Source organism: Pseudomonas sp. BN417, from assembly GCF_029871205.1.
GTDB lineage: Bacteria > Pseudomonadota > Gammaproteobacteria > Pseudomonadales > Pseudomonadaceae > Metapseudomonas.
In genome coordinates this window covers 31360-33317 of the sequence record NZ_SSOJ01000143.1, presented here as the reverse complement: position 1 = coordinate 33317, position 1958 = coordinate 31360, and the positions used below count along the sequence as shown (strand labels likewise).

General features: G+C 58.6%; 1 protein-coding gene. It reads left to right on the top strand.

The genetic code is table 11. The features are described 5' to 3' along the window. The first annotated feature begins 538 nt into the window (after nt 1-538). Entirely contained in the window at nt 539-1579 is a 1041-nt protein-coding gene (locus E8F11_RS21665; RefSeq protein ID WP_280290933.1) for a sterol desaturase family protein, read from the top strand. The last annotated feature ends 379 nt before the right edge of the window (nt 1580-1958 follow it).

Below are 1958 nucleotides of genomic sequence, written 5' to 3'. Positions count from 1 at the left end.
TTTTCACGGGGCCGGCCATCCGGCGATTGGAAAAGGGACTCGCCCGGGAGGGCGAAACAGAGACCTGAAGCCCGCTCGGCAATGAGCTGAACACCAGAACCTCAAGCCTCACTCACACCAGATTGCCAATCCGGTCTGAGCAAAATCTCCCCGGTAATCCGCGAAGAACCAAAGAATAGGACGGGACCTCGAATTCCTCGGGTGTTCATGCTGGTGGAAGCCGCCTATCGATATCCTGTCGAACGGACCTGCTGGACCCGTTTCTTGTTTTGACAGTAAGAATCATTGGCAAATAATATCGCGCCTATTGCTGAACCTGGCCGACAGGGGGCATGGCGCTGCATCGGCACACCGTCTTCGACTGCGATTAATACGCCTCCGCATACGGCTCAGTGGACCTGATCCCCCCAGGAGCGCAGCGCCAACTCCAGGTTCGAACCGAAACCGGGCCGATGCGTGCCGTTCGGCTCGATCCAGTACCCGGCGGCCGGCAGGCAACCGGCCAACTCCACTGTCCTTTGACGAAGACTCGCTCGCCGTGGACGTTCTCTCGCTTATCTACAGCCACCTGACCGATCTGGTGATCAATCCGGTCACCAGGCAGTTCGCAGGCATTTTCGATCTGAACGGTCGCCTTGGCGTGCTGTTTCTCTTCGTCTCCTACACAGTCGCCTACTGCCTGTTTCGGTTCAGGAAACATCGTGGCCTGACAGACGCACTTTCATTCTGGCAGTTCATCGGCGGCAACCGGGTCAATTTCCATCGCTCGGCGTTGCTGGACTATCGGTACTACTTCGTACGGGCCATCCTGAAAATCACCCTGGTTCTGCCCATCGTCGGCCTGGTCGATCCTTACATCCTGCGCTCCGGGGATTACGTCGCCTTTTTCACCAACCTGTGGGGCGCGCGCCCGCAACCAGGTGAGAACCTCTCACTCTCGCTGGTCTATGGGCTGGGGGTGTTTCTGGTGAAAGACTTCGTGCATTACTGGGCTCATCGAGCCTTTCATTCCCGATGGCTATGGGCGTTTCACAAGGTCCATCATTCGGCGCCTGTCCTGGTGCCGGCGACGGCGAGCCGGGTTCACTTCGTGGAAAAGATCGTCGAGAAGCTGACCACCGCCGTTTGCCTCGGCTTCTACGCAGGTGTCTTCTGGTATGCCTGTGGCGGGGAAATCAGCCGCTATACCCTGTTCGGCGTGACCTATCTGGTGTTCATCTTCAATGGATTGGCGGCAAACCTGCGTCACAGCCATGTGTGGCTTTCGTTCGGTCCAGTAATCGAGCATGTGCTGAACAGCCCGGCCCAGCACCAGATTCACCACAGTGACGCGCCCCGGCACTTCAACAAGAACTTCGGTACCAACCTGTCACTCTGGGACTGGATGTTCGGTACGCTCTATGTCACCACCGCGAAGCCCGAGAGCATTCGATTCGGTACCCGAGAAAAAGATCACGACCGTTACCTGACAATCTACAGCCTGATCGTCACCCCCTTCGTTGATACGGCCCGCAAGATCATCCTGGCGAAACGTCCGCAGCCGGTTCCATCCGAAGCATCCAAAACGCCCTATTCGTAGTCGGCGACGCTGGTCCACAGCTTGCCGGCACTGCGCGATGCGCAACATATCCAGCCTCTCCCGGATGTCATGGCGCGAGCACGATATTGAGCGCAATGACCCTAGGCCGAAGGAGAAGGCTATGTCTGCGTTAGCTGTTGCAGCACCGAATAGAGGCGTCTAGTACGGTTCTTTCAGACCTCCACGCCTGCCTGATACATCCCTCACCCCCGCCCCTCTCCCAGGGGTAGAGGGGTGACTCGCGCCGGCGAGGCACAAACAGTCCTGAAGCCATTAGCGGCCTGAAACTGAGCAACTGGGGTGGGGCAGCGACTGCGCCCCGTCAGGAGGCCGAGCGGAAGCGTTGCGCAGGGGGACGAGCGGCATGGATGCCGCGAGA